Raw genomic sequence first — 11,745 nt, forward strand, 5'->3', positions numbered from 1 at the left:
ACACTCAGCCGGCGGCGCGCTGCTGGCTGCGGTCGGGAATCTGATGGGGCGCGAATATTCGCGCTTCGAGGGTGCGAGTGAAGGCCAAGGCTTCGGCTTCACTGCGGAATGTCACGGCATGTTGATCCAGTCGAACCTGCCATTGAGACTTTGCCACTTCTTTTATCAGGATCTTCATTGCTGACCTCCTTTGCGTAAAAGATGTACCGCAGAGGCTTCGATTGTAGTCCTGAATACCATCGCAATTGTGACAAGGGTCAGCCATCTGACTGACGGCAAAAAGGGGCGCGCAGCCCCCGCCAGCCACTGTAGGAGCTGCCGAAGGCTGCGATCTTTTGTCTTTAGAAACTTTCTAAAACAATTTTCCCCTTGGCTTTGCCACTCTCCAGCAACTCATGCGCCCGACGCAGATTGGCCGCATTGATCACACCGAAATGCTCACCCACCGTGGTCTTCAACGTCCCCGCATCAATCAGCTCAGCCACACGATTGAGCAGGTTGTGCTGCTCGATCATGTCCGGCGTCTCAAACAGCGAGCGCGTGTACATGAACTCCCAGTGCAGCGACAGGCTCTTGCGCTTGAGCTTGGTGATATCGAGCGACTTCGGATCGTCGATCAACGCCAGTTTGCCCTGCGGCGCCAGCGCCTCGACCAGTTGATCCAGATGCTGATCGGTCTGGGTCAGGCTGGCGACGTGAGTGACGTTGTCGATCCCGGCGCGTTTCAGTTCTTCGCTCAACGGCTTGCTGTGATCGATCACCAGATCGGCGCCCAACTCTTTGACCCAATCGCTGGTCTGCTGGCGAGAAGCAGTGCCGATCACTTTCAGACCGGTGAGTTGCTTGGCCAACTGAGTGAGAATCGAACCGACACCGCCGGCCGCGCCAACGATCAGCAGGCTCTGGCCTTCATCGGTTTTGCCTTCGCGGATTTGCAGACGTTCGAAGAGCAATTCCCACGCGGTGATCGCGGTCAGCGGCAACGCAGCGGCTTCGGCGAAACCGAGGGATTTCGGCATATGACCGACGATGCGCTCATCTACTGTGTGCAGTTCACTGTTGCCGCCAGCGCGGGCAATCGAACCGGCGTAGAAAACCTTGTCGCCAGCCTTGAACAGCGTCACGTCGCTGCCGACAGCCTTGACCACACCGGCGACGTCCCAGCCCAGCACTTTCGCCGCGCCGTTTTCCGGCGCCACGTTCTGCCGCACTTTGGTGTCGACCGGGTTGACCGAGATGGCTTTGACTTCAACCAGCAGGTCGCGCGGGCCGGCGACCGGTTCTGGCAGTTCGATGTCTTGCAGGGATTTGGCGTCGCTGATCGGCAGGGACGCGTAATAGGCGATGGCTTTCATGAGTGGCTCCGTACAGGTAATAGAAGAAGGAATCAGGCAATCGCGCCGAGGCGCTTGAGCTCGAAGTGTTCGATGGTCTGCCCGGCCGTGGCCTGAAAATTCTGGAAATGCGCGCTGGCGTTGTGCGTCTGGAGGATTTCCTCGCTGGCCCAATGTTCGATCACATAAAAAACCTGTGGGTCGGCGAGGTCGCGGTGCAAGTCGTACTGGCTGCAACCGACTTCGGCGCGGCTCGGTTCAACCAAGGCGCGCAGGGCGTGTTCGAGGGCGTCCTGCTGGCCGGGTTTGGCGATCAGGGTAGCGATGGCGGTGAATGGCTGGGACATGCGCGGCTCCAGAGAAGCGGGATGAATTCGATGAGCGGATGATTAGCTATTTCTCTGCGGGATAAAACCGGCTAAAACAGCAGTCTCTTTCAATATTTTTTTGATAATCGAGGCTGAGGATGCTGCGTTTCGATGACTTGCAGTTGTTTGTCCGGGCGGCGGATCTGGGCAGCCTGTCGGCGGCAGCGCGGGTGATGGACATGTCCGCCGCCGTGGCGAGCGCGGCGTTGAAGCGCATCGAACAGCAACTCGGCGCGCGTCTGCTGGCGCGTTCGACCCGCAGTTTGCGCCTGACCGCCGAGGGCGAGGGTTTTCTCGAATACGCGCGGGCGGCGTTGAGCAACCTCGATGAAGGTCGGCGCTTGCTGGCCAGCGGGCAGGATCAGGTCAGCGGGATCTTGCAGTTATCGGCACCCTCGGATTTCGGTCGCAATTTGTTGCTGCCGTGGCTGGATGAGTTTCAGCGCGAGCATCCGAAGCTGACCGTGCGCCTGCTGCTTGGCGATCGCATCGCCGACCTGTTCCGCCAACCCGTGGACATCGCCTTGCGCTATGGCGAACCGGAAGATTCCAGTCTGGTGGCCATGCCGATCGCCCCGCACAACCGGCGCGTACTCTGCGCCTCCCCGGCGTACCTGGCCCGACACGGCGAACCGCGTCAGCTCGAACAATTGGCGCAACACAATTGCCTGCTGTACATGCTCGGCAGCCGGGTTCACGACCACTGGAGTTTTCACGACGGCAAGCGCGAAGTCGGTCTGACGGTCAGTGGCGACCGTTTCAGTGACGACGCCGATGTCGTGCGCCTGTGGGCAGTGGCCGGCGCAGGCATCGCCTACAAATCCTGGCTCGACGTCGGCGCCGATGTCCTCGCCGGACGCCTCAAAGTGCTGCTTCCGGAGCTGTTATGTGAGCGCGCTCCGCTGAATTTGTTGTGCGCCCATCGCGCTCAATTGAGTAAGCCAGTGAACCTTCTGAGGGAAATGCTCGCCAGCCGATGCGCTGAATTGAGTAGTCAATTTCCCGCTTTCTCGAAAGTTGATCATTAGTCGCAGGTAAATAGAGAAATTTCTCTCAGCAACAATCACCACCCGTGCAGGCCCCGGCGCGGGACGCAGCCTGTAACCCGCTTATACTAGCGGCCGCCTCATGCCGTACCGACACCCCGATCCACAGACCTTCACCGCCCGTCGCCGGGAACGGGTGACGGGCGCGCAACGGCGACTGATTCAGTGCCCAGGCAGATTGCGTCAGTGGCCAGCATGGCCCCGGTACATGGCGTATTTCGCGTCTTGGCCGACGACTCATTAGTGGTCAAGATGTCTGCGAGCAGTAGACGATACGATTCAACAGGGAGTGAATATATGGAACATGCACCTTGCATCAGCCAGATCGCCACGTTGCTGGCTGACCCCAAGCGCAGTGCGATGATGTGGGCCTTGATGGATGGCTCGGCGCGGCAAACCGAAGAGCTGGCGTTGCTGGCGGGGTTATCGCCGTCCTCGGCCAGCGCTCATCTGGCGCGACTCTCCACTGGCGGCCTGTTGAAAGTCGAAGTGCGTGGGCGCAAGCGCTTTTTCCGTCTGTCGGCGCCCGAGGTCGGCGCGGCAATCGAAGCCCTGGCCAGCGCCACCATCGCCAGCGCACCCCGCGACATTCCCGCCGTGTTCAAACGCGCAACGCCGATTGCCAAACCGCAGACGGCGCCGTCTTCACTGCTGCGCGCACGTTTCTGCGACGACCACCTCGGCGGCACGCTCGCTGCCGATTTGTATCAGCGTTTGCTCGATGCCGGCTGGATCGAGCAGATCGAACAGCGCGTGGTGGTCACGCACAAAGGTTCGACACAACTGGCCAAGCGCGGGGTGTTCATTCAGGCGCTGGCCCATCGCAACGTACAAGTCGCCTGCGCCTGCCCGGACTGGAGCGAAAGACGTCCGCACATGGGCGGCACCCTCGGCGCGGCGCTGTTGCAGTTGTTCATGCAATCCGGCTGGCTGACCTTGCCCCACGACTCCCGCGCCTTGCAATTGACCGCCACCGGGCAGCGCGAAATCCATCGCTTCGCCAGGGAGACCGAGCTGGAAATGGCGTTGTAGAGCAGTCGCCGCGTCGCCCACGGCTGCGAACAGGTCGCATCCAGCACGAACGCCTGAACGCGATCGCGCACACTCGATCCGGGGACTTTTCGGATGGGGGGAGGCGGCATGGACACTCGACACTTCAGTGCGGCAGAGCGGCTGGAACGCCTGCCGATCAGCGGTTATCACCGGATCATTTTCATCATCATTGCCTTGGCGTTTTTCTTCGATTCGATGGATCTGGCGATGATGACGTTTTTGCTCGGCTCGATTAAGGCCGAGTTCGGACTGAGCAGTGCGCAGGCCGGGTTGCTCGCCAGTTCGAGCTTTTTCGGCATGGTGCTGGGCGCGTCGTTGTCAGGCATGCTCGCCGACCGTTTCGGGCGTAAACCGGTGTTCCAGTGGAGCATCGTCTTGTGGGGCGTGGCCAGTTATCTGTGCTCGACGGCGCAAACGGTCGAGGCGCTGACGCTGTTCCGCATCCTGTTGGGAATCGGCATGGGCATGGAGTTTCCCATTGCTCAGTCGATGCTGTCGGAGCTGATTCCGGCACAGCGGCGCGGGCGTTATATCGCCTTGATGGACGGCTTCTGGCCACTGGGTTTTGTTGCGGCGGGCGTGCTCTCGTACTTCCTGCTGCCGCTGATTGGCTGGCGCGACATCTTTCTGGTGTTGGCGATACCGGCGGTGTTTGTGTTGGCCATTCGTTTTTTCATTCCCGAGTCGCCGCGCTGGCTGGAACAGGCTGGGCATGATGAAGCGGCGGACAAGGTGTTGAACGGCATCGAAGCGCGGGTGCGATCCTCTCTCGGCGGTGCGGCGCTGCCGGAACCGATTCGCTTGCCGCGCACCGTGACGCTGCCGGGCAACTTCTTTTCGGCGCTCAAGCAGATCTGGTCACCGCAGTATCGCCAGCGCACGACGATGATCTGGAGTCTGTGGTTTTTCGCCCTGCTGGGCTTTTACGGGTTGACGTCGTGGCTGAGTGCGTTGCTGCAACAGTCGGGTTTTGCCGTGACGCAGTCGGTGTATTACACGGTGCTGATTTCGTTGGGCGGGATTCCCGGGTTTCTGATGGCGGCGTGGCTGGTCGAGCGCTGGGGGCGTAAACCGGTGTGCATCGTTACGCTGCTCGGCGGCGGGGTGATGGCGTTTCTGTATGGGCAGAGCGCGGTGTTCGGCGGCAACGTGGCGCTGCTGATCGGCACCGGGTTGTTGATGCAGTTTTTCCTGTTTGGTATGTGGGCAGTGCTCTACACCTACACGCCGGAGCTTTATCCGACGTCGGCGCGGGCGACCGGTTCGGGCTTCGCCTCGGCTATTGGCCGCGTGGGATCGTTACTCGGGCCATTGGTGACCGGGCTGGTGTTTCCGATTACCGGGCAGGGCGGGGTATTCGCGCTGGGCGCGGCGTGCTTCGCGATTGCGGCGGGGGTGGTGTGGCTGTTCGGGATGGAGACGCGGGGCAAGACCCTCGAAGAGCTGACCGAAACCCAAATCCCAGGCTAATCACAGAACCCATTGTGGGAGCGGGCTTGCTCGCGAAAGCGGTGTGTCAGTCAATATTCATCTATCTGACACACCGCCTTCGCGAGCAAGCCCGCTCCCACAATTTGGATCTTCAGCGGTCTTACGGTTTTACCAGGCGCGCATCCAGGCTGTTCTGCGCCAGGCGCTTGGCCTGATCTTGGGTCATGCCCAAATGCTCATGCAGCGCGTAGAAGTTCTCGGTCACATAACCACCAAAGTACGCCGGGTCATCGGAGTTCACCGTGACCTTCACGTCACGCTCGAGCATGTCGAGAATGTTGTGCTGCGACATGTGATCAAACACGCAAAGCTTGGTGTTCGACAACGGGCACACGGTCAGCGGGATCTGCTCGTCGATGATCCGCTGCATCAGGCGCTCGTCTTCGATGGCGCGTACGCCGTGGTCGATGCGCTGGATTTTCAGCAGGTCGATGGCTTCCCAGATGTACTCCGGCGGGCCTTCTTCGCCAGCGTGGGCAACGGTCAGGAAGCCTTCGTGACGGGCACGATCGAACACGCGCTGAAACTTACTCGGCGGGTGACCCATCTCGGAACTGTCGAGGCCGACAGCGACAAACGCGTCACGGAACGGCAGCGCCTGATCGAGGGTTTTCTCGGCTTCTTCTTCGCTGAGGTGGCGCAGGAAGCTGAGGATCAGACCGCTGGTGATGCCCAGTTGCTGCTCGCCATCCTTCAATGCCGCGGCGATGCCGTTGAGCACCACCTCGAATGGAATACCCCGGTCGGTGTGGGTCTGCGGGTCGAAGAACGGTTCGGTGTGAATCACGTTCTGCGCCTTGCAGCGCAACAGGTACGCCCAGGTCAGGTCGTAAAAATCCTGCGAAGTGCGCAGCACGTCGGCGCCTTGGTAATAGAGGTCGAGGAATTCCTGCAGGTTGTTGAAGGCGTAAGCCTTGCGCAGGGTTTCCACGTCGTTCCACGGCAGGGCGATCTTGTTGCGCTCGGCCAGGGCGAACAGCAACTCGGGCTCCAGCGAGCCTTCCAGGTGCAGGTGCAGTTCAGCCTTGGGCAAGGCGTTGAGCCAGTCGTACATATTCTTTTCTCATCAGGTGCAATGACGGCATTCTACAGATGCGCGCCGAAACAATTGGCAAAACCTGACCAAGCGATCCATCAAACGGCTTCCTGCTCGCGGCGATACGCGTAGGTATCGGCGAAGCGCGACAGCAGGAATTCGGCGCAAGTGGTCGTCGGATATTTCGCTGGATGCTGTGCGTCCTGACAACCGGGCAGGCATTCGATGCGCGTGTCCGGGTGTGGCTCGGCAAAGAACGGCATCGAATAGCGATCTACCCCGAGCGGGCTGATCACCCGGTGCGGGGTCGAGCGATAACGATCATTGCTCCAGCGCGCCATCATGTCGCCGAGGTTGACCACGAAAGTGCCGTCTATCGGTGGCGCATCGATCCATTCGCCTTTGACGTTTTTCACTTGCAGACCGCCGGCGCTGTCCTGATAGAGCAGGGTGATGCAGCCGTAATCGGTGTGCGCACCGGCGCCTTGCTGCTCGGCGGAGCTGGCGGTGTGGCGCGGTGGGTAATGGATCATGCGCAGCACGCTGACCGGATCAACGAAGCGGCTGTCGAAGAACTCGCGTTCGATGTCGAGGGCGAGGGTCATTGCGCGCAGCAGGGTTTGCGCGAGGGCCTGCATGTCGAGGTAATGCTGCTCCATCAAGTCTGCCCATCCGGTTTGCGCCGGATGCCGGTTCGGCCCGCGCAACGGTTTTTCTGCGAGCACGTCGGGATGGTTGGCCGGCAGGTGCAGGCCCATGTCGAAGGTTTCTTTGAGGTCGCTGGGTTTGCTCGGGTCGAGTTGCTCGGTGGCGATGGCGCCGTAACCGCGATGGTGGCGGGTCTGGGTGATGTCGATCTTGAGTTTTTCTGCGGTGGGCAGGGCGAAGAAACGCTGAGTCTGATCAAGCACCGTGTCGATGCGCTGCGCTGAAATCGGATGGCCCTTGATGTAGAAAAAGCCCCATTCGCGGCAGGCCAGGTCGATCTGCTCGGCCACCGCAGGCCAAGCGTTTTCGTCGTCGGAATAGAGCGGGCTGATGTCGATGATCGGAAGCTGATCCATACACAATCCTTGAAAAGTACGGGAGATCGTTCCCACGCTCCGCGTGGGAATGCCTCAATGGACGCTCTGCGTCCGCTTTTGGCAGGGACGCGGAGCGTCCCGGGCGGCATTCCCACGCAGAGCGTGGGAACGATCTGGGTCAGGTGGGTTACTTCGGCATCTCGGCCTTCATGCCTTCAACGTAGTAGTTCATCGACGCCAGTTCCGCATTCGTCGCACTCACGCCCGCTGGGATTTTCTCGACCCCGGCCTGATCCTTGATCGGCCCGGTGAATGGCTGGAACGCACCACTCTTGATGTCAGCAATAATCTGCTCGGCTTCGGCTTTCACCGGCGCTGGCACCAGATCGCTGATCGGCAGTTCAATCGTGCCTTCCTTCAGCCCGCCCCAGTAATCCTGCGACTTCCAGGTGTGGTCGATCACGCTTTGCGTCGCCTGAATATAGTGCGGCGCCCAGTCGTTGACGATCGAGGTCAGCACCGCTTTCGGGCCGAAGTGCGCCATGTCCGAGGCGTAACCCACCGCATACACGCCACGACGTTCGGCGGCTTGAATCGGCGCCGGGCTGTCGGTGTGCTGGAACACCACGTCGACGCCCTGATCGATCAGCGCGTTGGCCGCGTCGGCCTCTTTGCCCGGATCGAACCACGAGTTGACCCACACCACTTTGATCTCGGTGCCCGGGTTGTATTTGTTGAGCGCCAGTTGAATCGAGTTGATGTCGCGGATCACTTCGGGGATCGGGAACGAAGCGACGTAACCGATTTTTTTGGTCTTGGTCATCTTCGCCGCGAGGAAGCCGCCGACGTAGCGACCTTCATAGGTGCGCGCCAGATAGGTGCCGAGGTTCTTGTCCTGTTTGTAGCCGGTGGCGTGTTCGAAGGTCACCTTGGGAAACTGCTTGGCGACTTTCAGCGTCGGGTTCATGTAGCCGAAAGAGGTGGTGAAAATCAGGTCGTACTTGTCCTTGGCCATGTTGCGGATGACCCGCTCGGCGTCGGCGCCTTCTGCGACGTTCTCGACGTAGTTGGTGGTGATCTGATTGCCGAATTTCTCGGCGAGTGCCTTGCGCCCCTGCTCATGCTGATACGTCCAGCCGTGGTCACCGATCGGGCCGATGTAAACGAAACCGACCTTGAGCGGATCGGCAGCGCTGGCGCTCAGACTGATCCCCAGACCGAGGGCGGCGCACAGCAGTTTGTGCAGCGGACGTATTTGCATGAATTCGAACTCCATTTTGTTGTGTGTGGTCAGGGCCAATGCAAATTGCTGACCAACAGGACAACAAACTTTCCGAAACCGCGTAACGGCCATCGCGAGCAGGCTCACTCCTACATTTGGAATGCGTTCCCCTGTAGGAGTGAGCCTGCTCGCGATAGCGCCCTCAAGGCCAATAAAAGTGCACCGGGCAAAGTACCGCTATCAGTTGGTGCGCTAATGTGTAACGAAACGTTAGCGCCGCTCCGCAGTCAGTAGCTCATTCGCACTCTTCGGTAAAAGGCCCGTCCATGCTCACCATCCTCAAGCAAGAAAGTTTTCTGCTACTGGCCGTCATCGCCGCGTGCGTCGCCTATCCGTTGGAACACTGGATGCTGCACAGCGGCCAGATCGTCGCGCTGACTGCCGGCCTGATACTGATCGCTTTCATCGTCGCCGCCTCGATGCGCGTCGCCCATCACGCCGAATTGCTCGCGGAAAAGGTCGGCGACCCTTACGGCACGATGATCCTCACACTCGCGGCCGTGCTGGTCGAAGTGGTGATTCTGGCGATCATGATGAGCAACGAAGCGTCGCCCACGCTGGTGCGCGACACGATCTATTCGGCGGTGATGCTCGACATCAACGGCATCCTCGGCCTCGCCGCGCTGATGGGCGGGATCAAGCACGGCGAACAGTCCTACAACGACGATTCGGCGCGCAGCTACAGCGTGATGATCCTCACCGCCATGGGCGTGTCGATGGTGGTGCCGGAGTTTATTCCTGAGGCCAACTGGAAGATTTATTCGGCGTTCACCATCGGTGCGATGGTGGTGCTTTACGCGCTGTTTCTGCGCATGCAGGTCGGCCCGCACAGTTACTTTTTCAGCTACAGCTATCCGGATAAACGCCGCAAGAAAGAACCACAGGACGCGCAGGTGAAAGCACCGAGCATCGGCCTGTCGATCGGCATTCTGGTGTTTGGCATTGTGGTGATCGGCGCACTGGCCGAAGTGATGTCGAAGACCCTCGATCTGGGCCTGGAAGGCACGGGCGCACCGCCGGTGATCACGGCGATTCTGGTGGCGGCCATTTCAGCCGCGCCGGAGATTTTGACCGCGTTGCGTGCAGCATTGGCCAACCGCATGCAGTCGGTGGTGAACATTGCGATGGGCGCGTCGCTGTCGACGGTGATTCTGACGGTGCCGGTGATGGAAGCGATGGCGCTGTATACCGGCCAGCCGTTTCAGATGGCGATGACGCCAGTGCAGACGGTGATGATTTTTCTGACGTTGATCGTTAGTGCGATCAACCTCAATGACGGCGAAACCAATGCCATTGAAGGCATGACGCACTTCGTGCTGTTCGCGACGTTCATTATGCTGTCCCTGCTCGGCCTCTGAACCGGACGCAAAACAACTGTGGGAGCGAGCTTGCTCGCGAAAGCGGAGTATCAGTCAACTCAAGTACTGACTGACACGACGCCTTCGCGAGCAAGCTCGCTCCCACAGGGATTGGTGTTTGGATCAGGTGCCGGCGATCAGTTGGCGTGCCGCCTGGCTGTGATCGGCGATCAGGCCTTTGAGGTCGAGGCCCTCAACCTGGCCATCGACCACGCGCCACTTGCCGCCAATCATCACCCGATCGGCACGATCGGCGCCGCATAACAGCAGCGCCGAAATCGGATCATGGCTGCCGGAGAAACGCAGCTCATCAAGCTTGAACAACGCCAGATCCGCCTGCTTGCCCACGGCAATCTCACCAATATCGGTACGGCCCAGCAAGCTCGCCGAACCCTTGGTTGCCCAACCCAGCACGCGTTCCGGGGTGATCTTCTCGGCGCCGTAACGCAGACGCTGGATGTACAGCGCCTGACGCGCTTCCAGAATCATGTTCGACGCATCGTTAGACGCCGAACCGTCAACACCCAAACCAAACAACGCACCGGCGTCAGTCAGATCAATACTCGGGCAGATGCCGGAAGCCAGACGCATGTTCGAACTCGGGCAATGGCAGATACCGGTACCAGCCTCGCCGAGACGCGCGATTTCGTCCGGGTTGAAGTGAATACCGTGCGCCAGCCAGGTGCGCGGGCCGAGCCAGCCGACGCTGTCGAGATAATCGACGGTGCGCAGGCCGAAACGCTGCAGGCAGAAATCTTCTTCATCGAGGGTTTCGGCCAAGTGCGTGTGCAGGCGCACGTCGAGTTTGTTCGCCAGTTCAGCACTCGCCGACATGATTTCCGGGGTCACCGAGAACGGCGAGCACGGCGCCAGCGCGATCTGGATCTGCGCGCCATCGCCACGCTCGTGGTACTCGTGAATCAGGCGCTGACTGTCGTCGAGAATCACCTGACCTTCCTGCACGGTCTGCTGCGGTGGCAGGCCGCCGTCTTTCTCGCCGAGGCTCATCGAACCGCGCGTGAGCATGGCGCGCATGCCCAGTTCACGCACGGTTTCGACTTGCACGTCGATGGCGTTTTCCAGGCCTTCCGGGAACAGATAGTGGTGGTCGGCAGCGGTGGTGCAACCGGACAGCAACAACTCAGCCAAAGCGACTTTGGTGGCGAGGGCGAGTTTCTCAGGTGTCAGACGCGCCCACACCGGGTACAGGGTTTTCAGCCACGGGAACAACGGCTGATTGACCACCGGTGCCCAGGCGCGAGTCAGGGTTTGATAGAAGTGATGGTGAGTGTTGATCAGGCCAGGCAGGATCACATGCTCGCGGGCATCGAACACTTCATTGCACGGCGCTGACGGCTGTTGGCCGGCAGCCAGCACTTCGACGATGACACCGTCTTGCACGACTAGACCGCCACGGGCATCGAGCTCGTTGGAGGTGAAAATAGCGAGGGGATTTTTTAACCAGGTACGGGTCGCGGGCATGTTGCCGGCTCCTCTGAAAATTGGGTTCAGGGTTGCCAGCTCAGTGATGCCCTGTCTGCTGATCCAGGGTCGCCGCGGGGACGAGGTGCGCAGTTTCAAACAAAACGCCGCATCGGGCAAGCCCAACCCGACCATTCACCACACAACCAAAATACACAAACCCATGGCGATGTGATCCGACAACGCCCATTCCAACAAACCACGCAACCCTGTAGGAGCTGCCGAAGGCTGCGATCTTTTGATCTTGTTTTTTACAATCAAAAGATCGCA

The 11,745-nt window shown here is 60.1% G+C and carries 11 protein-coding genes; 4 read left to right on the plus strand and 7 right to left on the minus strand.

Features of this window, described 5'->3' with window-relative positions:
* Positions 1 to 4: 4 nt before the first annotated feature.
* From AD669_RS28540 to AD669_RS03240, 3 genes are all read right to left on the minus strand, one after another.
* Positions 5 to 178 carry a hypothetical protein gene (locus AD669_RS28540; RefSeq protein ID WP_172680068.1) on the minus strand — a complete coding sequence of 58 codons (174 nt, stop codon included), beginning with the start codon at positions 176 to 178 and terminating at the stop codon, positions 5 to 7.
* A gap of 163 nt (positions 179 to 341) precedes the next feature.
* On the minus strand, positions 342 to 1,355 hold the full coding sequence (locus AD669_RS03235) for a zinc-binding alcohol dehydrogenase family protein (RefSeq protein WP_053116944.1): 1,014 nt from the start codon (positions 1,353 to 1,355) through the stop codon (positions 342 to 344).
* 32 nt (positions 1,356 to 1,387) lie between these two features.
* Positions 1,388 to 1,681 carry a putative quinol monooxygenase gene (locus AD669_RS03240; RefSeq protein ID WP_053116945.1) on the minus strand — a complete coding sequence of 98 codons (294 nt, stop codon included), beginning with the start codon at positions 1,679 to 1,681 and terminating at the stop codon, positions 1,388 to 1,390.
* Positions 1,682 to 1,800: 119 nt separating this feature from the next.
* On the opposite strand from AD669_RS03240, the gene AD669_RS03245 reads away from it, so the two are divergent.
* From AD669_RS03245 to AD669_RS03255, 3 genes are all read left to right on the plus strand, one after another.
* Positions 1,801 to 2,730, plus strand: a complete 930-nt coding sequence (locus tag AD669_RS03245; protein WP_053116946.1) for a LysR family transcriptional regulator — start codon at positions 1,801 to 1,803, stop codon at positions 2,728 to 2,730.
* Between the two features lie 315 nt (positions 2,731 to 3,045).
* On the plus strand, positions 3,046 to 3,780 hold the full coding sequence (locus AD669_RS03250) for a helix-turn-helix transcriptional regulator (protein ID WP_053116947.1): 735 nt from the start codon (positions 3,046 to 3,048) through the stop codon (positions 3,778 to 3,780).
* A 108-nt stretch (positions 3,781 to 3,888) separates the two neighbouring features.
* Complete coding sequence (locus tag AD669_RS03255; protein WP_053116948.1) at positions 3,889 to 5,271, plus strand: MFS transporter; 1,383 nt, start codon at positions 3,889 to 3,891, stop codon at positions 5,269 to 5,271.
* 121 nt (positions 5,272 to 5,392) lie between these two features.
* Here AD669_RS03255 and AD669_RS03260 read toward each other — a convergent pair whose 3' ends face one another.
* From AD669_RS03260 to AD669_RS03270, 3 genes are all read right to left on the minus strand, one after another.
* On the minus strand, positions 5,393 to 6,346 hold the full coding sequence (locus tag AD669_RS03260) for an adenosine deaminase (protein ID WP_053116949.1): 954 nt from the start codon (positions 6,344 to 6,346) through the stop codon (positions 5,393 to 5,395).
* A gap of 80 nt (positions 6,347 to 6,426) precedes the next feature.
* A complete protein-coding gene (locus tag AD669_RS03265) occupies positions 6,427 to 7,392 on the minus strand; it encodes a 2-oxoglutarate and iron-dependent oxygenase domain-containing protein (RefSeq protein WP_053116950.1) in 966 nt (321 codons plus the stop codon).
* Positions 7,393 to 7,540: 148 nt separating this feature from the next.
* Positions 7,541 to 8,614, minus strand: coding sequence for a BMP family ABC transporter substrate-binding protein (locus AD669_RS03270; RefSeq protein ID WP_053116955.1), 1,074 nt, complete (start codon positions 8,612 to 8,614; stop codon positions 7,541 to 7,543).
* 287 nt (positions 8,615 to 8,901) lie between these two features.
* Here AD669_RS03270 and AD669_RS03275 point away from each other — a divergent pair, with 287 nt between their 5' ends.
* Positions 8,902 to 9,993 (plus strand): calcium:proton antiporter, encoded by a 1,092-nt coding sequence (locus AD669_RS03275; RefSeq protein ID WP_053116951.1) that lies wholly within the window; start codon positions 8,902 to 8,904, stop codon positions 9,991 to 9,993.
* Positions 9,994 to 10,116: 123 nt separating this feature from the next.
* Here AD669_RS03275 and AD669_RS03280 read toward each other — a convergent pair whose 3' ends face one another.
* A complete protein-coding gene (locus tag AD669_RS03280) occupies positions 10,117 to 11,475 on the minus strand; it encodes an 8-oxoguanine deaminase (RefSeq protein ID WP_053116952.1) in 1,359 nt (452 codons plus the stop codon).
* Between the last annotated feature and the right edge of the window lie 270 nt (positions 11,476 to 11,745).

Origin of the sequence: Pseudomonas sp. P1.31 (assembly GCF_001269815.1) — a bacterium.
GTDB classification, from domain to species: domain Bacteria; phylum Pseudomonadota; class Gammaproteobacteria; order Pseudomonadales; family Pseudomonadaceae; genus Aquipseudomonas; species Aquipseudomonas rustica.

Coding starts and splice junctions, on each gene's coding strand:
- AD669_RS28540 (WP_172680068.1), bottom strand. CDS start 178: ATGAAGATCCTGATAAAAGAAGTGGCAAAGTCTCAATGGCAGGTTCGA.
- AD669_RS03235 (WP_053116944.1), bottom strand. CDS start 1,355: ATGAAAGCCATCGCCTATTACGCGTCCCTGCCGATCAGCGACGCCAAA.
- AD669_RS03240 (WP_053116945.1), bottom strand. CDS start 1,681: ATGTCCCAGCCATTCACCGCCATCGCTACCCTGATCGCCAAACCCGGC.
- AD669_RS03245 (WP_053116946.1), top strand. CDS start 1,801: ATGCTGCGTTTCGATGACTTGCAGTTGTTTGTCCGGGCGGCGGATCTG.
- AD669_RS03250 (WP_053116947.1), top strand. CDS start 3,046: ATGGAACATGCACCTTGCATCAGCCAGATCGCCACGTTGCTGGCTGAC.
- AD669_RS03255 (WP_053116948.1), top strand. CDS start 3,889: ATGGACACTCGACACTTCAGTGCGGCAGAGCGGCTGGAACGCCTGCCG.
- AD669_RS03260 (WP_053116949.1), bottom strand. CDS start 6,346: ATGTACGACTGGCTCAACGCCTTGCCCAAGGCTGAACTGCACCTGCAC.
- AD669_RS03265 (WP_053116950.1), bottom strand. CDS start 7,392: ATGGATCAGCTTCCGATCATCGACATCAGCCCGCTCTATTCCGACGAC.
- AD669_RS03270 (WP_053116955.1), bottom strand. CDS start 8,614: ATGCAAATACGTCCGCTGCACAAACTGCTGTGCGCCGCCCTCGGTCTG.
- AD669_RS03275 (WP_053116951.1), top strand. CDS start 8,902: ATGCTCACCATCCTCAAGCAAGAAAGTTTTCTGCTACTGGCCGTCATC.
- AD669_RS03280 (WP_053116952.1), bottom strand. CDS start 11,475: ATGCCCGCGACCCGTACCTGGTTAAAAAATCCCCTCGCTATTTTCACC.